Consider the following 20,444-nt stretch of genomic DNA (forward strand, 5'->3'; position numbering starts at 1 on the left):
TGTGGACCAAGACCGCCGACCAAATCCTGGACAGCATCGCCAACTACTGCCGACGAATTAACGACTCAGGACACTAGCGCCGGGCCAGCAGCCACGCCTGACCGTCGCCTTCGCCGGCGCCGATCGGGTCCAGCGCGGCGAAGGCGGCGGACAGCTCCCCGCCAGGGCGCGGAAGGGACCCGGGCTCGCCCCGACCTCGCTCAGCGCGGCGATCGCCAGCAGGCCGCCCGGCGCGAGCCGTTCGGTGATCGCCCGGTCGAGGCGAGGGTCCCGGAACTTGCAGCACAGGATGACATCGACCGGCGGCCCCGCGGGCAGACCGGCGTCGAGATCGACCACGTCGAAGCGGCAGCGGTCTCTTACCCCGGCACGCTGGGCCAGCTCCCGCGCATGGCCGATGGCCACCGGCGAGACGTCGAACCCCACCACCTGCAGGCCGCGCGCGGCCAGCCAGACCGCGCCGGTCCCCTGCCCGCAGGCCAGGTCGAGGGCCCGGCCCGCGGCGGGAAACACCTCCGCATGGCCCGCGAAAACGCCGGGCGGCGCAACCGAACTCAACGGCGGCGGCCCCTTGGCCGCGTACCGTTCGTCCCAGCGACGCCGGTCCGCTTCGCCCATAGCCGCCACTGTAGAACTCGAAATCTTCTGGACAGCTGTCTGGCCTTTGCGGTCCGGCGATCACGCCGACCGCGCCCAATGCGCGTTGGTGGTCGGCCGGACACCGTTCCTACACTGGACGGGTGTCTAGAGATGCGCCGCCGGTGGTTGCCGGGAAGTCCGCCGGCGCGGCCCGCCGGTCCGACCGCCGGCCCGGGCAGACCATCCGCAAGGTCCTCGATGCCGGGCTGGCCGAGCTGCGGGAATCTTCCTACGCGAACCTGACGATGCGCGCAGTGGCGACACGCGCCGGGGTGTCACCGGCCAGTGCTTACACCTACTTCCCATCCAAAAGCGCGCTGGTCGCGGCGGTGTATCTGCGCTTCCTGCGGGACCTGCCGCTGCATACCGACGTCAACGACACCACCAAAACCCGGGTCAGCGCGACCCTGCGGGACATGGCGGTCGTCGTCGCCGACGAGCCGGAGCTGACCGCCGCCTGTGGCGCCGCCCTGATGGCCGACGATCCCGCGGTCACCCCCCTTCGCGAGCAGATCGGCGAGGAAGTGGCCAAGCGGATCGGGGCCGCGCTCGGTCCGGGCTGGCCCCGAGCCGTGAAATCCACGCTGCAGATGACCTTTTCGGGTGCGCTGATGACCGCCCGGTTCGTCAGCTTCGCCGAGATCTCCGGGCAGCTCGACGAGGCGGTCAACCTGATCCTGGCCGCCTCGGTGGCCTGAAAACTGCCGCGCCTCAGGGCAATAGGCGCGGCTAGCCGGTGTAGGCCGGCTTCCGCACCGATGCCGTCGCGGCAGACGATATGATCCAGCGGTGGGGTTCATCGGCTACGGGTTTGCCTTCCGCTAATCATGCGCAGTCACGGTTGGGCAGGAAACACGCCGGCGTCGGACGCGGAGGCTATCGAGCGCATCCTGGACGCCGCCGAGAAGATCATCGACGAACGCGGCTCGGCGATGCGGATCGCCGATGTGGCGCGGGCGCTGGGGGTGACCCGCCAGACCGTGTATCGGTACTTCCCCGGTACGCAGGCCTTATTGGTGGCGTCGGCGATGCGGTCGGCCGACGGCTTCCTCGATCGCATGGCCGCCCATCTCGGAGGCGTCACCGATCCGGTGGTGGCTATCACCGAGGGCATGGCGTTCGCCGTCGAAGAGCTGGCCTCGGACAACCAGGTCGAATTCGTGCTCAACCAGCGCCACCGCGGCGGCCAGAAGGTTTCGATCATCTCCGATACCGCGTTGGCGTTCGGTCGTTCGATGCTTCTCCGCTACGACATCGACTGGGACCGTTACGGTTTCGATGACGCTGGCCTGGACGAGCTGAACGAATTCTCGCTGCGGGTTCTGCATTCCTTTTTGGCGGACCCGGGACGGCCACCGCGCAGCGGCGCCGATCTGCGCCGCTACCTCACCCGCTGGATCGGGCCGGCAATCGCCTACCCGCAGCTGGTCCGAGCCATGGATGCCCTCGGCGCGTCCGAGCCGCCCCGAACGCGCCACCGGTCGTCGAAAGCGTCCTGACTGCGCGGTCGGGCCCCCGGGCCTGACCATACATATTTGTTCGCGTGTCCGGTCGGACCCGGCCAGACCGGCGTGCCGTCCATCGGGGCGGTAACGCGATCCGGAGGTCTTCGTCAGCATCGCCAGTACGTGGTGTCAGATCGCTGACTTTCCGCCCGGCTCGTCGGCGCACGCGCCGCCGACCATCTTGTGCACCTCCTGCAGCGACCACGGGCCGGCGTGATGGTGGTCGCGGTAGCCCAGCAGCCGGGGCGTTCGGCGGTCAAAGCTTCCCACGAAACCGCCTGCGGCAACAAGGATTCGGCCCGTCACGTCACGCGAAAGGTCGCTGGCCAGATACGCGTAGACCGGTGCGACGAACTCGGGCGGAGCGCTGTCGAGCGATGCCCGCATGGTCGTCTCGTCGAGCAACCCCCGGCGGTGTAGGTCTTCGATGTGCTTCTCGTACTCGGCACCGGTGGACAGCCGGGTCCTGGCCCCGGGGCAGACCACGTTGGCCCGCACGCCGTAGGGCTTCAGTTCGGCGGCGATGGCCATCGTCAGGCCGTTGACGGCGCCCTTGCCCGCCGGATATCCGGTGCCGCCGTAGTCACCCAAAAACGCCACCGAGCTGGTGTTGACGATGGCCCCGTGCCCCTGAGCGGCCAGCACCGGAGCGGCCACCCGGCAGGTGTGGAACGCCGTGCCGAGGTGGCCGCTGATCAAACGGTCGAACTCGTCCGGGGAGATCGTCAGGATCGATGAACCGGGCGGCTCGGCGATCCCGGTGCAATTGATCAGCGTGTCCAATCGCCCGAACGCGCTCACGCAATCGTCGACGAGCGATCGGGCGATGCGCTCGTCGTCCGCGGCTCCCACCACCGCGCGGGCCCGCCCGCCGGCCGCCGTGATCGCCGCGACCGTTTCTTGCACGGCTTGCTCGTCACGCCCGTTGACGACGACGCCGGCGCCGAGGCTGCCCAGCAGTTCCGCGACCGCACGTCCGATGCCGCGGCTGCCGCCGGACACCACCACACCGTGACCGGCAAGCGGACCCTCGGGGCCGTTCATCGATGGCTCCGGTGGGGGCTACGCCGTTCGCTACGTAAAGTGTTGTGCGCGAATCGCTCTCGCTGTCGGTTGACGGGCGCCCGCACGACGGTGATCACGAACATTAGGCGAACAGTACCCAGCCGGGCAAGAAATGAGAACGCCGAGCCGACGTTTTCGTGCCATGGCGCGCTGAACGCCGCCAGCAATCCTGCTCAAGTCAAGCGCGTGAATCGCTGATCGCCGCGGCTTCGCTGCTCAACCGCACCGCGGGCGCCGCCGCGTGACGCCACCGCACCCCCGCCGGGCAATCGCCTCGAAACGTCTCCGCCGGTGCCACCGCGGAATAGGTGCTTCGGGGTTGAAAGTAGCGCATAAGAGGCTCCCTTAGTTTGCCGAGATCGTTGCGCGCTTCACCACCGGCCGCAACACCGCCGATAACTCCGCAGCTGGGCGGGGTGTGTCTGTCAATGGGGCACGCGGTCCCCGCTGGCCCGCTACTTGCCGGTCGCCACTTGTACACCGCGGAAACTGTTCAGGAATTATCTGAATCCGTTTGCTTCGAGCGATCGCCGGATAGGGGCCAGGGGCGTATAGTCTCGAATGAAGTCCGTTGGGACGCGTCGCCGTTTAGCTAAAAGCGGTCCAGCCAGCCGCATGGCTGCTGAGTTCGGTACGACTCCGGTGAATCCGCCTCAGTCACCCGCCGCTCGAGCCCTGCGTTGGGCGAATCGACCGTCCTGCGGATAGAGATGCAGTGGAGGCGAGAAGTGCGCATAGCTGCCATCCCCCCTGCAGACGACTCTAGGAGTGAGTCACTAATGCAAATTTGTTCTCGCGCAACCGTTTACCCGAACCTTCGAGTGAACGTCAGGTGCGCCAACCGATGACCAATGTAATTTCTGCAACCCGCCCGGCCCCGGCCCCGCGGACCGCAAGATCCGATGATTCGTACGACGATGTCGTCGAAATGTTCCTGGCACTGCAGCAGTTGCCCGCCGAATCGCACGAATACGCCCAGCAGCGCGAGCGCATTGTGTCCCGCTGCCTGCCGCTGGCCGACCATGTGGCCAGCCACTTCGCCCGCCGCGGCGAAGGCCTCGAAGACTTGATTCAGGTCGCCCGACTGGGGCTGATGAACGCCGTCAACCGCTTCGACCCCGCGAAGGGCCCCAGCTTCATCGGCTTCGCTGTGCCCACGATGATGGGCGAGGTCCGGCGGTACTTCCGCGACTACAGCTGGGGGATGCGCGTCCCGCGGCGGCTGCGCGAGCTGCACGTGCAGATCAGCAGGACCACCGCGGATTTGTCCCAGCAGCTCGGGCGCGCCCCCACCGCGGGTGAGCTGTCGCAGGTGCTCGATGTTCCGCGCGAGGAGATCGTCGAATGCCTCGTTGCCGGCGACGCCTATCGGCTCGACTCCCTGGACGCGCCGCTCGGCGCCGACGGTTCGGGAACGCCTCGCTCGGTGGCCGACTCGGTGGGCGACATCGATCCGCAGATCGAGCACATCACCAACCGGGAGGCGCTGCGGGTGTTGGTTGCCACCCTCCCCGAGCGCGAACGCGTGGTGTTGCGCATGCGGTTCTTCGAATCCATGACGCAGAGCCAGATCGCGGAGCGCATCGGCGTGTCCCAGATGCAGGTTTCCCGGATCCTGGCAAACACATTGAGCTGCCTGCGCGATCAGCTCGAGTAGCGCGGCCGGCTCCTCCGGACGCTGCGCGGCATCTGATGCCGCGCAGCAATGTACTGTGCGATTCGTGGGACGGCCCGACGTGTCGCCAGGAGAACCGGGAAGGAGCTCGATGCGATGAGGATGTCACGAACGGTGATAGCGGGTGTCGCGGCGACGACGGCACTGGCCGTGTCGGTCGTCGGCTGCGGCAACAACAAACCACAGCCGTCGCCGTCGACGTCAGGTTCGGCTACGTCCGCACCCAGCAGCCCCGGCGCTGCGCCGGCCTCACCGCCGCCGGCGCAGCCCAATCAGTACGCCAAGCTGCTGATCCAGGCCGGCGACATCAACGCCCCGGTTCCCTTCACCGGCGCTCCCCCGACCAGCGATCCCAACGGCCAGCCGGGCGTGGCGACCACCTTCAAAGACGACGATGGTAGCCACGCCATCGAGATCACCATCGGCGTCTACGACGACCCCGACGCCGCCACGAACGCGCTGAACACCGCCAAGAGCCAACAGGGCGGTGCGATCAAAGATCCCACGACGCAACCGTCCAACATCGGCAGCGGCGGAACGATGCTGATGGGCAACACCCCCGATCGCAGCAAGGGGGTGGTGATCCTGCTCTTCACCGAGGGCAAGGCGCTCGCAACGCTGGAGTTCGACGGGCCGACGGACACGCTGGCCCCGCCGGAATTCGTCAACGACGTCGGCCAGAAGCAAGACGCGGCCATCAAGAAGGGGCTCGGCGGGTAGGCGCCGCGCTGCCACACCGAGGGACGCCATGAACGTCATCAACGGCATGCCGGCTCACGCCCTGCTGCTGCACTTCGTCCTGGTACTCGTGCCGCTGACCGCCCTGCTGGTGATCGTTTGCGGCTTATGGCCGGCGGCCCGGCGCGGACAACTGCTGTGGCTGACGCTGATCCTGGCCGTGGTCACCATGGTGTTGACGCCCATCACCATCAACGCCGGCGGATGGCTCTACGACCTGAGGGCGAATCCCAGCCCGATCCTGCGCGAGCACGCCGAGCGGGGCGGCCTGATGGCCTACTTCGCCGCCGCGCTGCTGGCGGCCGCGGTCGTGCTCGTCGTCTTGCGGCTGTTCGAACGCCGATCCACCAAGTTCCGCGCCGCCACTCGGATACTGGTCGCGATAGTCGTTCTGGCGGTGGGGATCTCGTCGATGGTGCAGATCTATCGGGTGGGCGACGCCGGTGCGCAATCCGTCTGGGGCACGGAGATCGCGCGCCTGACCGAGAACCATGCGGGCTGAGTCACCCGGTGGGCGCGAGTAGAAATAGCCGAAATCGGCGCCGGCCGGCACGTTCCTGGGCGAAGCGGTAGTTCGGCCAGCACGCCAGCGCCTTGTCCCACGCCTCATCGCGCTCCGCGCCCTCGAGCAGCCGCACCGTCGCCACGCCACGGTGGCCGCGCCGGCGCATTGTGACACGTTGCGCCGCTTTGAGATTCGCCGACCAGGACGGGTGATGTGCGCGCCCCCAGTTCGACCCGATCAACAACAGGGCTCCGTCAAGCGGCACGTATTGCACGGTGGCGCTGCGGGCGAGACCGGTTTTGCGACCCGAGATGGTGATCCGCACATTGGGCAGACCGGCCAAATCCAAAACACCTAGCCGCCCGCCGGTCAGGAAGCGACACGCGCCTTCGAGCCACTCCACAACCCGGTGTCCGTTCAGGATCAGCAAACGGTAGACCGCCGGGTGGCGGACCCACCGCTGGAGCGGATTCATGCGATGACTGTATGCCGCGGACGCCGTACCGGGGTGTCGCGGCGATGAAATGCCGTTGACGAACCGGGATTTCGGTGACCGCTGAGGGCCGGCCTCGATCGGCGAATAAATAAATGGCTTGATTTAACCCGGCGCGAGGTGTTCACTGAGGCGATGACTGCAGAGCGGGTCACCCGCTCGGACAGGTCGATGGGCACCCGAGAGGCGATCCTGTCGGCCGCCGAAGTGCTACTCGCCGAACGCGGGATGTACGCCGTGTCCAATCGGCAGATCAGCGAAGCGGCCGGGCAGGGCAACAACGCCGCGGCGTGCTACCACTTCGGCACCAGGGTCGACCTGCTCCGCGCGATCGAGGGCAAGCACCGCGAGCCGATTGAGCAACTACGCGCCCAGATGCTGGGCGCGATCGGGGATTCAACCGAGCTGCGGGACTGGGTCGGCGCGCTGGTGCGCCCGTTGACCGATCACCTGTCCGCGCTGGGCACCCCGACCTGGTACGCCCGGTTCGCCGCGCAGGCCATGGCCGACCCCACATACCGGCATGTGGTCACCAAAGACGCCCTGGCGTCGCCGTTGCTGGTGCGCACGCTAGACGGCATCGACCGCTGCCTGCCGGAGCTGCCCAAGCGCGTGCGTGCCGAACGGATGGTGATGGTGCGCAACCTGCTCATGCACACCTGCGCCGAACACGAGGGCGCACTGGCCGAACACGGACCGCGGTCGCGGTCGGCGTGGCCGGTGGCCGGCGAAGGGCTGGTCGACGCGATCGTCGGCCTCTGGCGGGCGCCGGTCCACGTGGGCGCGGCCGGCGGCCGGCCAGGACACACCCCCGCGCAGGCCGACAACGGAGGAGCACGATGAGCGCAGGGTCGACCGCCACCGACATCCCGGAGTTCCCGATGACCCGGGCCCCCGGCTGCCCGTTCGCCCCGCCGCCGAACGTATTGGAGCTCAACGCCGACAAGCAGCTCAGCAGGGTGCGGATCTGGGACGGCAGCACCCCCTGGCTCATCCACGGCTACGAGGCGATACGCGCGCTGTTCACCGATTCGCGCACCAGCGTCGACGACCGGTTGCCCGGCTATCCGCACTGGAACGAAGGCATGCTGGCCACGGTGCACAAGCGCCCCCGCTCGGTGTTCACCTCCGACGCCGAAGAACACACCCGGTTCCGCCGGATGCTGTCGAAACCGTTCACGTTCAAGCGGGTTGAGGCGCTGCGGCCGGCGGTCCAGAAGATCACCGACGACCACATCGGCGCCCTGCTGGCCGGCCCGAAGCCCGGCGACATCGTCAGCACCCTGTCACTGCCGGTCCCATCCCTGGTCATCAGCGAACTGCTGGGCGTGCCCTACGAGGACGCGGAGTTCTTCCAGACGCAGGCCCAACGGGGCATGGGCCGGTACGCAACCGAGGATGACACCGCCCAGGGCGCCGCCTCGCTGGCGAAGTATCTGGCCAATCTGGTGCGGGCGAAGATGCAAGACCCCTCAGAGGATCTGGTGTCCGACCTCGCCGAGCGGGTCAATGCCGAAGAGATCAGCGTCCGCGAGGCCGCGCAGTTGGCCACCGGCGTGCTGATCGCGGGTCATGAGACCACCGCCAACATGATCAGCCTGAGCATCGCGGCGCTGCTCGAACATCCTGAGCAACGCGCGCTGCTGCACGACACCGACGATCCGAAGGTCATCGCCACCGCGGTGGAGGAGCTGATGCGCTACCTGAGCATCATCCAGACCGGGCAGCGCCGAATCGCCGTCGAGGACATCGAGATCGGCGGCGAGACCATCCGCGCCGGCGACGGCATCATCCTCGACGTCGCCCCCGCGAACTGGGACGAGCGCCAATTCCCCAATCCCGACCGGCTGGACCTGCTGCGTGAGGACGGGCCACACGTCGGGTTCGGGTACGGACGCCACCAGTGCGTGGGTCAGCAGCTGGCCCGCATGGAATTGCAGATCGTCTTGCCCACGCTGCTGCGCCGCGTCCCGACCTTGCGGCTCGCCGTGCCACTGGATGAGCTCCCGTTCAAACACGACGCGCTGGCCTACGGCCTCTACGAGTTGCCCGTGACATGGTGAAGCCCGATCTCGCGCTGAATGTTCCCGACCTGCGGGGCAGATTCGCCGTCGTGACGGGGGCCAACAGCGGTTTGGGGTTCGGCCTGGCGAAGCGGCTGTCGGCCGCGGGTGCCGACGTGGTGCTGGCCGTCCGCGACCGGGCCAAGGGCGAACGGGCGGTCGCGGACATCCACCGCGAGGCGCCGCAGGCCAAGCTCGCCATCAGGCAACTCGACCTGTCGTCGCTGTCGAGCGTGGCCGGGCTGGCCGGGGAGCTGACCGCCGAAGGCCGCCCGATCGACATCCTGATCAACAATGCCGGCGTCATGACGCCCCCACACCGGCAGCAGACCCGTGACGGCTTCGAATTGCAGTTCGGCACAAATCATTTAGGGCATTTCGCGCTGACCGGACGGTTGCTGGGCCTGCTGCGGGCGGCGGGCTCCGCACGGGTTGTGACGGTGAGCAGCCTCGCCGCGACCCAGGGCAATCTCGACTTCGGCGACGTCAACGCCCAACGCGGCTACAAGCCCATGCGTTCGTACGGCGTCGCCAAGCTGGCGCAACTGATGTTCGCCGTCGAATTGAATCGGCGCAGTCAACGGGGTGGTTGGGGGTTGATCTCCAACGCCGCGCACCCGGGGCTGGCCAAGACGAACCTGCTCAGTGGCGCGTCGTACGGTCGCACCACGCCGACCTTGCAGGCCCGGTTGACGCAGCTGACGTGGCGGCTGCTGCCGTTCATGTGGCTCGACGTCGACGAGGGCATCAAGCCGACGCTCTACGCCGCGGTGTCGCCGGATGCGCGGGGCGGCAAGTACTACGGGCCCCGCGGCTTCTACGAAACGGTCCGGGGCGGTGTGACTTTCGCGGGTGTCCCCCGGCTCGCGCGCAGCGAGGCCGACCTGCGCGGGCTGTGGCAGCTCTCCGAACAGCTCACCGGGGTCAGCTATCCGGATTGACATCAGAAAGTGGTGACAGATGGCCTTCGTCGGTCGCAGTGACGTCAAAGACCCGGGCGCACAACAGGACCAGTGGGAACGGCTGGCGCGCCGGCGTGAGCGGTTGTACGCCGAAGACGAACAGTTTCGCAACACCAAGCCCGACGACGAAATCGCCGCCGCCGCACGCGCTCCGGGGCTGCGGATCGCCGAGGTGATGGCGACCGTCCTGCAGGGCTACGCCGGGCGCCCGGCGCTCGCGCAGCGCGCCCGCGAGGTCGTCACCGACCCGGCAACCGGGCGTTCGCTGCTGCGCTTCTTGCCGCGCTTCGAGGCCATCACCTACGCCGACCTGTGGGCGCGCGTGCAGGCCATCGCCGCCGATTGGCATCACCACGAACGGTTCCCGGTTCGCGCCGGGGACTTCGTCTGCGTGCTGGGATTCGCGAGCATCGACTACACCGCCATCGAGTGCGCCTGCATCCACCTCGGTGCGGTGGTGGTGCCGTTGCAGACCAGCGCGCCGGCCGCACAACACGCGCCGATCCTCGCCGAGACCCGGCCGCGCATCTTGGCGGTGGGCATCGACAATCTCGCGAGCGCCGTCGAGGCGGCGTTGGCGGACACCGCGCCGGATCGCTTGATCGTGTTCGACTACGAACCGCGCGACAACGACCAGCGCGCCGCCTTCGAGGCGGCGGTCGCCCGGCTGTCCCAGGCGGGCAGCGCGCTGACCCTCGAGACCATCGACGCCGTCGCCAGCCATGGCGCGATCCAGCCGACCGCGCCGCTGCACGTCGCCGCTGCGGGCGAGGACCCATTGGCATGGGTCTTCTACACGTCGGGCAGCACCGGCACGCCCAAGGGCGCGATGTTCACCGAAAGCCTGTGCATCGGCACCTGGCTGGCGCAGTCCGATCAGCCCGTCATCACTTTGAGCTACATGCCGATGAGCCATCTGATCGGTTACGGCTACGTCATCCTGACCCTGGCCAACGGCGGCGTCAGTTATTTCGCCGCCAAGAGCGACCTGTCGACGCTGTTCGAGGACCTCTCGCTGGTGCGGCCCACCTCCATGAGCCTGGTGCCGCGGGTGTGCGAGATGTTCTTCCACCACTACCAGCGCGAGCTGGACCGCGCGCTGATGGCCGGTGCGGACGCCGGTGCCGCGGGTGCGCAGATCACCACGGCCATCCGGGAAGAGATCCTGGGCGGGCGCGTGCTGGCGGTCGGTTGCGGCTCGGCCGCGTTGTCGCCGGAGATCAAGGAGTTCATGGAGGAGGTGCTCGACCAGCACCTGCTGATCGGCTATTCGTCCACCGAGATCGCCGGCGGGATGATCGTCGCCGACGAGCACGTGCTGCGGCCGCCGGTCATCGACTACAAGCTCCTCGACGTCCCCGAGCTCGGATACTTCAATACCGACAAGCCCTATCCCCGTGGCGAATTGGCGGTGAAGTCGGCCCGCTTCATGGCCGGCTACTACAACCGCCCGGATCTGACCGCCACGATGTTCGACGAGGACGGCTACTACAAGACCGGCGACATCATGGCCGAGGTCGGCCCGGACCGGTTGCGCTACGTCGACCGCCGCAACAACGTGATCAAGCTCGCCCAGGGCGAGTTCGTCGCGGTCTCCCGCCTGGAGGCACTGTATGCGACCAGCCCGCTGATCCACCAGATCTATATCTACGGCAACAGCGCCCGCTCGTTCCTGCTTGCCGTGATCGTGCCGGCCGACAGTGGCGCGACCGCGTCGGCGATCACCCGGTCGCTGCGGCAGGTCGCACGCGACAACCAACTCAACGGCTACGAGATCCCGCGCGAATTTTTGATCGAGACGGAGCCGTTCAGCCTCGCCAATGGCTTGCTGTCCGGCGTCGGAAAGTTCCTGCGGCCCAAGCTCAAAGCGCGCTATGGTGGCCGCCTCGAACGGCTCTATGCGGACATGGCCGACGACCAGCTCGGGCAGCTTCGCGCGCTGCGCACCGGCGGCGCCGATCAACCGGTGCTGGCCACCGTCGCCAAGGCGGTGCAGGCCACCCTCGGAGTACCCGCGGCCGACGTGTCCCCGGAGGCGAGATTCATCGACCTGGGCGGCGATTCCCTTTCCGCGCTGACCTTTTCGACGCTGCTCGCCGACATCTACGGCGTCGACGTTCCGGTCGGCGTGGTGATCGACCCGACCGGGGATTTAGTGACTATCGCCGGTCACATCGAACGTCTGCGCGTACCGGGCCTCACCCACCCCACCTACGCATCCGTGCACGACACCGGTACCGCCGAGGTGCACGCCGCAGACCTGACGTTGAACAAGTTTCTCGACGACGACATCCTGAAATCAGCGACGCTGCTGCCACAGCCGACGGCCGAGGTCCGCACCGTTTTCCTCACCGGCGCAACGGGTTTCCTGGGCCGCTTCCTTGCCATGGCGTGGCTCGAGGAACTCGCGGGCCAGCACGGCACCCTGATCTGCCTCACCCGGGGTGCCGATGCGGCGCAGGCCCGTCGGCGAATCGAGTCCGCGCTGGGCTCGGATCCCGCACTGCTGGAACGGTTCCGGTCCCTGGCTTCCGATCATCTCGAAGTCGTCGCGGGCGACATCGGCGAGCCACGGTTCGGGCTGGATGAGTCGACGTGGCGGCGCCTGGCCGACACCGTCGATCTCGTCGTGCACCCGGCGGCGCACGTCAACCACGTGCTGCCCTACCGCCAATTGTTCACCCCCAACGTGGTAGGCACCGCCGAACTCATCCGGCTGGCGATCACGGCCAGGCTCAAGCCGATTCACTACGTCTCCACCATGGGGGTCAGCGCTGTCGCACATCAACTCGTAGACGAGGACACCGACATCCGCCGCTCGGTGCCGAGCTGCACCATCGACGACGGCTACGCCAACGGCTACGGGGTCAGCAAGTGGGCCGGCGAAGTCCTGATGCGCGAGGCACACGACTTGTGCGGGTTACCGATTGCGGTGTTCCGGCCCGGCATGATCCTGGCCGACGGCCGCTACGCGGGGCAGCTGAACGTGCCCGACATCTTCACCCGATTGCTGTTCAGCCTGGTCGTCACCGGTGTCGCTCCGCGCTCGTTTTACCGGGGCACCGCCGATCAACAGGGAGCCCGTCCGCATTACGAGGGTCTGTCGGTCGACTTTTTGGCCGATGCGATCGCCGCCATCGGGCCGCGGCAGGGCAGCGGCTTCGACACCTACAACACGACCAATCCGCACGACGACGGAATCTCGCTGGACACCTTCGTCGACTGGATCATCGCGGCGGGATATCCGGTCCAGAAGATCGACGACTACCCAACCTGGCTGACCCGGCTCGAGACGGCGATGCGCGCGTTGCCCGAACGCCAGCGCGCCCAGTCCGTCCTCGGGGTGCTGGACGTCTACCGTGAACCCATGACCGCGATAGCCGGGTCGCCGGTGCCCGGGGCTCGATTCCGGGCCGCCGTCGAACGCTCGGGGCGCAAAGTCCCCCATGTCTCGCAGCAGTTGATCGAGAAGTACCTTGCCGACCTGGAAAGGATCGGTGTGCTCTCCCCTGATTCAGCCGATAAGTGATCGCAACGAAGGGACGATGATGTCCAGCCCAGCCCCCACCCTGTATCCCCCGGGCGTGATCGGTGCGCCCAAGGATCGTCGCGGTCACGCCGCCGAGTTCCATACCGGCCTGCCGGCCGGCACCGAGGTGTTCTCCGCCGACAACCACATCTCGGTCGCCGAGGACATCTTCTACCAAGGCTTTCCCGACGTGCTCAAGGATCAGGCCCCGCGGATTTGGTATGAGGACGGCGCATATCTGCTCGGGCCGCCCGGGCAATCCACGGTGGTCGGCGATTTCAGCGCGGTGCTCATGCAATACGACGATCTGGCCGGGGCGGCCACCAACAACGTCGAAGCCCGGGTTCGCGAGCTCGCCGAGGACGGCGTCGACAAGGAACTGGCCTTCCCCAACGCGGTGCTCGCGCTGTTCCACCATCCCGACCATCAGATCCGCGAGCGGATCTTTCGCGTCTACAACGAGCACATCGCCGGCGTTCAGGAACGCTCCGCCGGGCATTGCTACGGCGTCGGACTGATCAACTGGTGGGATCCGGCCGGCGCCCGCCGCACCTTGGCCGAGCTGAAGTCGCTGGGGCTCACGACGTTTCTGATGCCGATCAGCCCCGGCAACGACGCCAACGGCCAGCCCATCGACTATTCGAGCGCGGCGATGAGTGCCGTCTGGGACGAGATCGAGGAGGCCGGGCTGCCCGTCACGCACCACATCGGCGAGAGCCAGCCCAAGTTTCCCAGCGAGGTCAACAGCGTCGCGGTGGCCATGATGGTCAACATCGACTCATTCCGGGAAATGTTCTCCAAGTACATCTTCGGCGGCATCCTGGACCGGCATCCGCGGCTGCGGATCGGCTGGTTCGAGGGCGGAATCGCCTGGGTGCCGACGGCCTTGCAGGACGCCGAGCACGTGCTGGCCTCCTACCGGCACATGCTGGCACACCAACCCGAGCGGGAGGTCCGCCATTACTGGGATACGCACATGTGCGCCTCGTTCATGGTCGATCCGCTGGGGCTGCGGCAGATCGACGAGATCGGGATCGACAAGGTGATGTGGTCATCCGACTATCCGCACAATGAAAGCACTTTCGGCTATTCGGAGCGGTCGCTGGCGGCTGTGGTCGAGGCCGTCGGCGCCGAGGACGCCGTTCGGGTGGTCGGCGGCAACATCAGGAACTTCCTGGGGATCTCGGCATGACGAACTCGGTGGCCCCCCGCGCCTCGGTGCTCGACATACCGGAGGAGCCGGACCGGGCCCGCATGCGCACGGAGATCGGAGCGCGGCTGCGATCCGCCATGGCCGAACACGGCGTCGACGCGCTGATCCTGCTGATGAACGGCTACGTCGGCTACGCGACGGGTGCCAGCTGGCCGCTGTTGGACGCCGGGCTGTCCCACGTCGAGCGCCCGGTCGCCGTCGTGCTCGCCGACGACGTGCATCCGCACCTGTTCATGCCGTTCCGCAGCGGGGCGTCCACGGAGTACCCCGTGCCCGACGACCATCTGCACGGTCCCGCGTACCTCGAGTTCGATTCGGGTGTACAGGATTTCGCGCGAAAATTGGCCGGTCTCATTCCCCCGGGTTCCAGCGTCGCCGTCGACGAACTCACCGGTGCCATGCGTCGGTCCGCTTCCACCCTGTTCCCGGGTGGCCCGCCGACGGACGCGGCGATCGTGCTCGGCGCCGCGCAACTGGTCAAGACCCGCGACGAGCTGTCCTGTCTTCGCAGGGCGGCCCGCATCACCGAACAGGCGATCGTCGACGTACAGAAGGCGCTGAAGCCCGGCGTACGACAGATCGATCTTTCCGCCACCTTCGTTCGTCGCGCGTTCGAACTCGGCGCCACCACCAACATGTTGGAGGCCATCTGGCAGGTGATGCCGAGTTCGCGGGAAGCCGGCGTATGGACGACGCACGGCGATCTTGCACTGCCGCTGCTCCCGACCGACCGGGAGTTGTCCGCCGGCGACGTGCTGTGGACCGACATCAGCATCACCTACCACGGCTACTGTTCGGACTTCGGCCGCACCTGGATCGTCGGCGAGCGGCCCACACCGCAGCAGCAAGATCAGTTCCGGCAGTGGCGCACTGTTCTGGACGCCGTGCTCGCCGTAACCAAAGCCGGTGTGACGTCGGGAGATCTGGCGCGCGCCGCGATCGCGGCCAACGGTGGCCGCAAACCATGGCTCCCGCATTTCTACCTGGGTCACGGCATCGGCACCTATCCCGCCGAGGCGCCGATGATCGGGACGGATCTCGGCGAGGAGTTCGACGACAACTTCGTCTTTCCGCCTGGCATGGTGCTGGTTCTGGAACCGGTGATGTGGGAGGACGGAACGGGAGGCTACCGCAGTGAGGAGATCGTGGTGATCACCGAAGACGGCTACGCGCCGATCACCGACTACCCCTATACTCCCTATGGCGACTGAGGTCCTGCCCGATGCGCGCGACCTGCGGTCTTGCCGAAGGGAACGGGCGCTGGCTCAGATGGAGCAGCACAACCTCGACATCCTGGTGCTGGGCCGGCAGGCCAACATCCGCTACGTCACCGGCGCCCCGCAGCTGTGGATCGCCGGCACCCGCCCGTTCGGCCCGATGTGTGTGCTGGTGCGCGACACCGGAGACATCTATCTCAACAGCACCGACGACGAGGGCGTGCCGGAGGAGATCGGCCACGACCACCTCTACGGGCTGGCCTGGAACCCACTGACGCTGATCGACGTTCTGAAGAAGATCGATGGCGCCGAAGCGGCGCGGCGGGTCGGAACCGATGCGATCACACCGACTTTCGCCGCGTTGCTGCCCGAGGCGTTCCCCAACGCCGAGCTGGTTGACGCCGAGCCGGCGATGCGCGCGGCGCGGCGCATCAAGACGCCGGACGAAATTGCGGCGATGAACCAGGCGGTTCGCGTCGCCGAACACGGACTGGCCACTGCGCTACGCGAATTGGCCCCGGGCGTTTCGGAGCGGACGCTGGCTGGGGTGATGATGGAGGCGATGGCCGCGGGCGGGGTGAGCACGCCGGCCACCCAGGACGCCGCGTGGGTGACGTCACGGGAACACGCGTGGCGTCGCGCCGCTGGACGCGAGGTTCGGTCCGGCGACCTCGTCGCGTTCGCGGCCGGCGCACTGGCGAATGGCTATGTGGCCGAAGTCGGGCGGACCTGGCCGACCGGCGATACCGTCGCCGACGAGGTGCGGGCGCTCTTCGGGCGCTCGAATCGGTTGTACGACGGCATGGTTGGTGCGTGTCGCCCCGGCGCGTCCACCCGCGACCTGCTCGCCACCTACGAGGCGGCGGGTGAGCCCGTACCGCCCATGCCGGTCGCGCACGGGCTCGGACTGGGGTTCGATCCGCCCGTGGTGTCCGAAACGCTGTTGGCCGCAGGCGAACACGACCTGCTCGAGGCCGGGATGGTGCTGGCGATCACCGGCTATGTATGGCAGCGCGGTATCGGCGCGGTGTTCCGCCGTGACACCGTGCACATCACCGACGACGGTGTCGAGGTGTTGACGGTCAGCCCATTGTGGGGTTAGCGCAGCCAGCCTGTCCCGCTGGCTTAAGTTCACGAGCACCTGGAAATCTGAATTCCCGTGTGCCACTTTAGTTTCAGTAGTCCCAAAACCAGGATTCTTGTCGGTGGCCTCCGATAGTTTCGGGGTGTGAGTGTAGACCGGGAGGCCTTTGCGGCGGCGTTTGACACCATCGACGCTGCCCTCGACGTTCTGGTCGGGTATGACTGCGAAGCCTTGGCCACCCGCGAGCAGTTGGCAACGCTGGAGCGCTGCGAAAAGGTGCGTCGCCGGCTGCCGGCCATCGAGCATCCACTCATCAATTCCCTGGCCCGCCAAGCACCGTCCCCAGAACTCGGCGGCACCTTGTCGCATGCGATCACCGAGGCAACCCTGATCAGCCGCTCCGAAGCGTCCCGGCGCATCAAGGAAGCGCGAGATCTCGGCGCGCGACACGGCCTGACCGGCGAACCCGTGGCGCCGGCCTTGGCCGCCACCGCGGCCGCCCAACGCGACGGCACGCTGGGACCCGGACAGGTGTCGGTGATCCGCAAGTTCTACCACCAGTTACCCGGCTGGATAGACCCGGCCACCCGCGAGCAGGCCGAAGCCAAACTCGCCACCGAAGGCACCCGCTACCGGCCCGAACAACTCGACAAGCTGGCAGCCGTCCTGGCCGATTGCCTCAACCCCGACGGCAACTACACCGACGAGGACCGCGCCCGCCAGCGCGGCCTGACCCTGGGCAACCAGCAACCCGACGGCATGTCGGCGCTGCGCGGGTGGCTCACCCCCGAAGCGCGCGCCACCCTCGAAGCCGTGTTGGCCAAACTCGCCGCCCCCGGCATGTGCAATCCCCTCGACGACACCCCCTGCGTCGATGGCGCGCCCAGTGAGCAGGCCATCGAGCGGGATAGCCGCAGCGCCGCACAACGCCACCACGACGGACTCAACGCGGCGCTGCGGGGCCTCCTGGCTTCCGGCGAATTGGGTCAGCACAATGGCTTGCCGACTTCCATCGTCGTCACCACCACCCTGCAGGAGCTCGAATCCGCCGCCGGGCGCGCCCTGACCGGCGCCGGCACCATCCTGCCGATGAGCGACGTGATCCGCCTGGCCCGCCACGCCCATCATTACTTGGCGATCTTCGATCACGGCAAGCCCCTGGCGCTGTATCACACCAAGCGCCTGGCCTCACCCGCCCAGCGAATCGTGTTGTACGCCAAAGATCGTGGCTGTAGCGCCCCGGGATGTACCGTGCCCGGCTACTACTGCGAGCTCCACCACGTCACTGACTGGGCCGCGTGCCACACCACCGACATCAACAACCTCACCTTCGCCTGCGGCCCCCACCACCGCCTGCTACAACCCGGCGGCTGGACCACCCGCAAACACACCAACGGCGACACCCAATGGATCCCACCCCCACACCTCGACCGCGGCCAACCCCGCACCAACACCTTCCACCACCCCGAGAAGCTGCTCCGCGATGGCGATGAGGACGACGAGGCGGATTGACCCGCGCTCAGCCGGCCAACGGCACTATGCCCATGGCGCCAACGGCGGCAGGCAACTGAAGCCTGCCAATAACACAAATGCCCGCAGCTGATGCTGCTACTACAACACCCTCTGAACGCCGCCGCGTCCATGGCAGGTGTCGTCCTCATCCGGGTTTTCACTAAACGAGTAGCAGCCGTCAACGCACTCAGCGGTTGCACCCGGCGGTGGTGTCGGTGCGCATACGGGGCGGTGAACGCAGTGGCCGGAGGCGGCTTTGTAATAGCCTGACGAGCACGCGCTGGCCGGCGCCGCCCGAACAATGGACGTAATTCCGAGCGCCGCAATCGTTGCCGCGATGAACACGATGATGCGGGCAAACATGCCACCAAACTCCCGTCGACCGTTAAGTGTCGACGTCGCCTGTGCCGTTTGAGCTCTGCACTTTATCCCACGGGCAGTAATTGACGACGGACGCGGCGACTAAATCTGCGGCCTGCTCCCTATTGATCCAGCCTTCCCCGATCTCTACGGCCTTGTCCGCAGCTTGCACCGGGTTTGACCATTGACGTCGATGTCGTAGCACACCGAGTGGCCAAGTTGGATCAAATCGTCGGCACTTTTGCACTTTATTGAACCTTCACCGCAGCCGAGGCCGTGTTCCGTTAGGAACTGTATAAAGTCAGCATCGTCCGCATGGACCAGCGGTGCGAACCCGATACCAGCGATCGCCGCCGCAGCCACCAAAGCAGCTGTGGCGACGAGATTTTCACGAGACAACATGCCTCCAAACCTCCCTGTTTGGCGACTTTGTGCTAGTACCGTTGCCCGAGTCTGTAGCGTAAACGCTTTGGCGGTTACTCAAATCCGGAATTGTGAAAATTCCCGATGCGGGTTGTGGCTTTCAATCCAGCCCAGCCGCGTTCATCCAGCAAGCGCGTCGGGTTATCGACAGCGGCGTTCCGCGTGGCTGACGGCGACGCGCCCTAGGCGACGCGCCCCTCCTCGGCCAGGGCCTCGTCAACCAGGTCGCCCAGCGGGTGGCGCTGCCACAGCAGCAGCAGGTTCGACAGCATCTGCAGGGGCGCACGCACGCTCTCGTCGTCCCTGATCCGCGGATCGGTGCGGCTGCTCGGCGCGTTGTTGAATCGCCTGCGTATCAACGCCGGAACATCCAGCAGCCATGCCACACCCATCACCGCCGCATACAGCAGCGTGTGCCGGCGCAGCCTGTCCGGCTCCAGCCGTGGACCGCCATAGCGGTGAAATTCCGCGACGAACAGTTCCAGCAAGTCATCGAGATGGGTTTCCCACAGCTCGTTTTCGGCGCCGGACATCGCTCCCCACAACGCCATGCCGAGGTTCATCTGGCTGACGCATCCCCAGTCCATCAAGCCGCAACGCAGCGTACCGTCGACTTCTCGCCAGAACCACGCGTTGTCGACGTTGGCGTTCCAGTGGCACAGCGCGACGTAGTCGGCGTCGGCGGCCAGGTGATCGGCGACCACATTCTCGTATAGTGCCAATCGGGGCGCCTCATCGGCCAAGCGCGCCAGGAATTCTGGCGAGCCGACGCCGGCGGGTACCAGACCCGGATGGATGGCGATGAACTCGGCCAGCCGTGCGATCCGCCACTCCAGCTTGCCCGGCGGTAGCGGCGCCCGCTCTCCCACCGTCGCGGCCTGCACATCCAGCGGAAAGTGCGCGATCAGGTCAGCGGGCAGCCGGCCGGACCGGTGCGTTCCGGCAAGGCGCGCCAGCGCGGTCAGCAGCGCGCGGTAATGTTCCAGCGGCTCGGGCATCTCGTAGTCGAGGCACTTGTGGTATTGCGGTTCGATCCCATTGGCGCCGAAGCCGATCCGTTCGGTGATCAATATCCCGGTGCCCGTTGGACCGTGGTAGTCGGCGAACTGCGGGCTGGGCACCGCGATGGGAAATCCGGGCGCTCGTGCCAAAAGAGCGAACCGAATCTCGGCCTGCATCTGTGTCTTTGCGCAGTCGCGCACGGGGTCGTCGAGATCTCGGGAGAACTTGACGAACAGCTCGGTGTGCAGATCCGGTGCGGGCCGGTAATATTCGACCGACAGCGCCACCTTGCGCCCGGTGCTGCCACCGCTGATCTCCCGAAAGTCGCCGATCCGAGCCACGCCGTTGCGTCCCAGCACTCCGGAGGCCCGAAACGCGTCGGTCAAAAAACCCGCCCCGGCGCTGCGCAACGACGCGGGGTCGGCGGGGAACGGCAATCCGTGGTGGTCACCGATCACC

The 20,444-nt window shown here is 67.1% G+C and carries 18 protein-coding genes and 1 pseudogene; 13 read left to right on the forward strand and 6 right to left on the reverse strand.

Annotated features, from left to right (window positions below; all coding sequences use genetic code 11):
* Positions 1–73: 73 nt before the first annotated feature.
* Positions 74–618, reverse strand: a pseudogene (locus BST14_RS21140) (class I SAM-dependent methyltransferase).
* Positions 619–740: 122 nt separating this feature from the next.
* On the opposite strand from BST14_RS21140, the gene BST14_RS21145 reads away from it, so the two are divergent.
* Both BST14_RS21145 and BST14_RS21150 read left to right on the forward strand, forming a co-directional pair.
* Positions 741–1,337 carry a TetR/AcrR family transcriptional regulator gene (locus BST14_RS21145; protein WP_083066317.1) on the forward strand — a complete coding sequence of 199 codons (597 nt, stop codon included), beginning with the start codon at positions 741–743 and terminating at the stop codon, positions 1,335–1,337.
* Positions 1,338–1,466: 129 nt separating this feature from the next.
* Entirely contained in the window at positions 1,467–2,138 is a 672-nt protein-coding gene (locus tag BST14_RS21150; RefSeq protein ID WP_083066318.1) for a TetR/AcrR family transcriptional regulator, read from the forward strand.
* Between the two features lie 135 nt (positions 2,139–2,273).
* On the opposite strand, the gene BST14_RS21155 is transcribed toward BST14_RS21150, so the two are convergent.
* Entirely contained in the window at positions 2,274–3,188 is a 915-nt protein-coding gene (locus tag BST14_RS21155) for an SDR family NAD(P)-dependent oxidoreductase (RefSeq protein ID WP_083066319.1), read from the reverse strand.
* A gap of 865 nt (positions 3,189–4,053) precedes the next feature.
* Between BST14_RS21155 and BST14_RS21160 the strand changes: the two genes are divergently transcribed.
* The 3 genes from BST14_RS21160 to BST14_RS21170 all read left to right on the forward strand — a co-directional run bounded on the left by BST14_RS21160 (position 4,054) and on the right by BST14_RS21170 (position 6,124).
* Positions 4,054–4,866, forward strand: a complete 813-nt coding sequence (locus BST14_RS21160) for a SigB/SigF/SigG family RNA polymerase sigma factor (RefSeq protein WP_083066320.1) — start codon at positions 4,054–4,056, stop codon at positions 4,864–4,866.
* A gap of 114 nt (positions 4,867–4,980) precedes the next feature.
* Entirely contained in the window at positions 4,981–5,604 is a 624-nt protein-coding gene (locus tag BST14_RS21165; protein ID WP_083066321.1) for a hypothetical protein, read from the forward strand.
* A gap of 28 nt (positions 5,605–5,632) precedes the next feature.
* Complete coding sequence (locus BST14_RS21170) at positions 5,633–6,124, forward strand: DUF2231 domain-containing protein (RefSeq protein WP_083066322.1); 492 nt, start codon at positions 5,633–5,635, stop codon at positions 6,122–6,124.
* A 1-nt stretch (position 6,125) separates the two neighbouring features.
* On the opposite strand, the gene BST14_RS21175 is transcribed toward BST14_RS21170, so the two are convergent.
* Entirely contained in the window at positions 6,126–6,602 is a 477-nt protein-coding gene (locus BST14_RS21175; protein ID WP_083066323.1) for a nitroreductase family deazaflavin-dependent oxidoreductase, read from the reverse strand.
* A 138-nt stretch (positions 6,603–6,740) separates the two neighbouring features.
* Here BST14_RS21175 and BST14_RS21180 point away from each other — a divergent pair, with 138 nt between their 5' ends.
* From BST14_RS21180 to BST14_RS21215, 8 genes are all read left to right on the forward strand, one after another.
* Positions 6,741–7,463 (forward strand): TetR/AcrR family transcriptional regulator, encoded by a 723-nt coding sequence (locus BST14_RS21180; RefSeq protein ID WP_083066324.1) that lies wholly within the window; start codon positions 6,741–6,743, stop codon positions 7,461–7,463.
* Entirely contained in the window at positions 7,460–8,683 is a 1,224-nt protein-coding gene (locus BST14_RS21185; RefSeq protein ID WP_083066325.1) for a cytochrome P450, read from the forward strand. The genes BST14_RS21180 and BST14_RS21185 overlap by 4 nt, the downstream gene beginning before the upstream one ends.
* Positions 8,677–9,624 (forward strand): SDR family oxidoreductase, encoded by a 948-nt coding sequence (locus BST14_RS21190; protein WP_083066326.1) that lies wholly within the window; start codon positions 8,677–8,679, stop codon positions 9,622–9,624. The genes BST14_RS21185 and BST14_RS21190 overlap by 7 nt, the downstream gene beginning before the upstream one ends.
* A 19-nt stretch (positions 9,625–9,643) precedes the next feature.
* Positions 9,644–13,174 carry a carboxylic acid reductase gene (gene car / locus BST14_RS21195; RefSeq protein ID WP_083066327.1) on the forward strand — a complete coding sequence of 1,177 codons (3,531 nt, stop codon included), beginning with the start codon at positions 9,644–9,646 and terminating at the stop codon, positions 13,172–13,174.
* 19 nt (positions 13,175–13,193) lie between these two features.
* On the forward strand, positions 13,194–14,366 hold the full coding sequence (locus tag BST14_RS21200) for an amidohydrolase family protein (protein ID WP_083066337.1): 1,173 nt from the start codon (positions 13,194–13,196) through the stop codon (positions 14,364–14,366).
* Positions 14,363–15,598 carry a M24 family metallopeptidase gene (locus BST14_RS21205; RefSeq protein WP_083066328.1) on the forward strand — a complete coding sequence of 412 codons (1,236 nt, stop codon included), beginning with the start codon at positions 14,363–14,365 and terminating at the stop codon, positions 15,596–15,598. Before BST14_RS21200 ends, BST14_RS21205 begins: the two co-directional genes overlap by 4 nt.
* Positions 15,588–16,706, forward strand: a complete 1,119-nt coding sequence (locus BST14_RS21210) for a M24 family metallopeptidase (RefSeq protein WP_083066329.1) — start codon at positions 15,588–15,590, stop codon at positions 16,704–16,706. The genes BST14_RS21205 and BST14_RS21210 overlap by 11 nt, the downstream gene beginning before the upstream one ends.
* A 126-nt stretch (positions 16,707–16,832) precedes the next feature.
* Positions 16,833–18,200 carry an HNH endonuclease signature motif containing protein gene (locus tag BST14_RS21215; RefSeq protein ID WP_083066330.1) on the forward strand — a complete coding sequence of 456 codons (1,368 nt, stop codon included), beginning with the start codon at positions 16,833–16,835 and terminating at the stop codon, positions 18,198–18,200.
* A 99-nt stretch (positions 18,201–18,299) separates the two neighbouring features.
* On the opposite strand, the gene BST14_RS31730 is transcribed toward BST14_RS21215, so the two are convergent.
* From BST14_RS31730 to BST14_RS21225, 3 genes are all read right to left on the reverse strand, one after another.
* Complete coding sequence (locus tag BST14_RS31730; protein WP_083066331.1) at positions 18,300–18,563, reverse strand: DUF3761 domain-containing protein; 264 nt, start codon at positions 18,561–18,563, stop codon at positions 18,300–18,302.
* 144 nt (positions 18,564–18,707) lie between these two features.
* Entirely contained in the window at positions 18,708–18,962 is a 255-nt protein-coding gene (locus BST14_RS29695) for a DUF732 domain-containing protein (RefSeq protein WP_142279524.1), read from the reverse strand.
* A gap of 203 nt (positions 18,963–19,165) precedes the next feature.
* Positions 19,166–20,443, reverse strand: coding sequence for a hypothetical protein (locus BST14_RS21225; RefSeq protein ID WP_083066338.1), 1,278 nt, complete (start codon positions 20,441–20,443; stop codon positions 19,166–19,168).
* Position 20,444: the final 1 nt, after the last annotated feature.

Origin of the sequence: Mycobacterium arosiense ATCC BAA-1401 = DSM 45069 (assembly GCF_002086125.1) — a bacterium.
GTDB lineage: Bacteria > Actinomycetota > Actinomycetes > Mycobacteriales > Mycobacteriaceae > Mycobacterium > Mycobacterium arosiense.

Bases quoted from the DNA above. Each gene is read 5' to 3' on its own strand.
- BST14_RS21150 (WP_083066318.1), top strand. From the start codon at position 1,467: ATGCGCAGTCACGGTTGGGCAGGAAACACGCCGGCGTCGGACGCGGAG.
- BST14_RS21155 (WP_083066319.1), bottom strand. From the start codon at position 3,188: ATGAACGGCCCCGAGGGTCCGCTTGCCGGTCACGGTGTGGTGGTGTCC.
- BST14_RS21160 (WP_083066320.1), top strand. From the start codon at position 4,054: ATGACCAATGTAATTTCTGCAACCCGCCCGGCCCCGGCCCCGCGGACC.
- BST14_RS21165 (WP_083066321.1), top strand. From the start codon at position 4,981: ATGAGGATGTCACGAACGGTGATAGCGGGTGTCGCGGCGACGACGGCA.
- BST14_RS21170 (WP_083066322.1), top strand. From the start codon at position 5,633: ATGAACGTCATCAACGGCATGCCGGCTCACGCCCTGCTGCTGCACTTC.
- BST14_RS21175 (WP_083066323.1), bottom strand. From the start codon at position 6,602: ATGAATCCGCTCCAGCGGTGGGTCCGCCACCCGGCGGTCTACCGTTTG.
- BST14_RS21185 (WP_083066325.1), top strand. From the start codon at position 7,460: ATGAGCGCAGGGTCGACCGCCACCGACATCCCGGAGTTCCCGATGACC.
- BST14_RS21190 (WP_083066326.1), top strand. From the start codon at position 8,677: ATGGTGAAGCCCGATCTCGCGCTGAATGTTCCCGACCTGCGGGGCAGA.
- car (WP_083066327.1), top strand. From the start codon at position 9,644: ATGGCCTTCGTCGGTCGCAGTGACGTCAAAGACCCGGGCGCACAACAG.
- BST14_RS21200 (WP_083066337.1), top strand. From the start codon at position 13,194: ATGTCCAGCCCAGCCCCCACCCTGTATCCCCCGGGCGTGATCGGTGCG.
- BST14_RS21205 (WP_083066328.1), top strand. From the start codon at position 14,363: ATGACGAACTCGGTGGCCCCCCGCGCCTCGGTGCTCGACATACCGGAG.
- BST14_RS21210 (WP_083066329.1), top strand. From the start codon at position 15,588: ATGGCGACTGAGGTCCTGCCCGATGCGCGCGACCTGCGGTCTTGCCGA.
- BST14_RS31730 (WP_083066331.1), bottom strand. From the start codon at position 18,563: ATGTTTGCCCGCATCATCGTGTTCATCGCGGCAACGATTGCGGCGCTC.
- BST14_RS29695 (WP_142279524.1), bottom strand. From the start codon at position 18,962: ATGTTGTCTCGTGAAAATCTCGTCGCCACAGCTGCTTTGGTGGCTGCG.